The following is a 529-nucleotide window of genomic DNA, read 5'->3' as shown; positions in this document are numbered from 1 at the left end:
CGTCGTGCAGGAGCGTGCGCCGCTCGGCCGGTGTGAGGATCTCGATGTCGGAGACCTGGACCCGCGGGTCGGCGACGACAGCGGCCAGGACGCGCTGGAACCGCTCGACCAGCGCCAGCACCGACGACTCGTCGAACAGGTCGGTCGCATACTCCAGCACCCCGGCCATACCCTCGGCCGTCTCGGTCAGGTCGAACGACAGGTCGAACTTGGCCGCGGGCACCCCCACCTGCTCCACCACACAGTCCAGACCTGGCAGCTCCACCCGCGCGTCCGCGTTGTTCTGCAACGTCAACATCACCTGGAACAGCGGATGCCACGACAACGACCGGGCCGGATTCAGCACCTCCACCAGCCGCTCGAACGGCACATCCTGATGCGCGAACGCCGCCAGATCCGTCTCCCGAACCCGCTCCAGCAACTGCCCGAACGACGGATCACCCGACACATCCGTGCGCAACACCAGCGTGTTCACGAAGAACCCCACCAGATCATCCAGCGCATCATCAGTCCGGCCAGCCACCGCCGT

General features: G+C 66.7%; 1 protein-coding gene. It reads right to left on the bottom strand.

Features of this window, described 5'->3' with window-relative positions; genetic code table 11:
• Positions 1 to 529: condensation domain-containing protein (locus Cba03nite_RS39485; protein ID WP_203757736.1), on the bottom strand; the 529-nt coding region annotated here is incomplete at both ends.

This window comes from Catellatospora bangladeshensis (genome assembly GCF_016862575.1).
GTDB classification, from domain to species: domain Bacteria; phylum Actinomycetota; class Actinomycetes; order Mycobacteriales; family Micromonosporaceae; genus Catellatospora; species Catellatospora bangladeshensis.
Note: the sequence above shows the minus strand (reverse complement) of the source record. Positions and strands in the feature narration are given on the sequence as shown.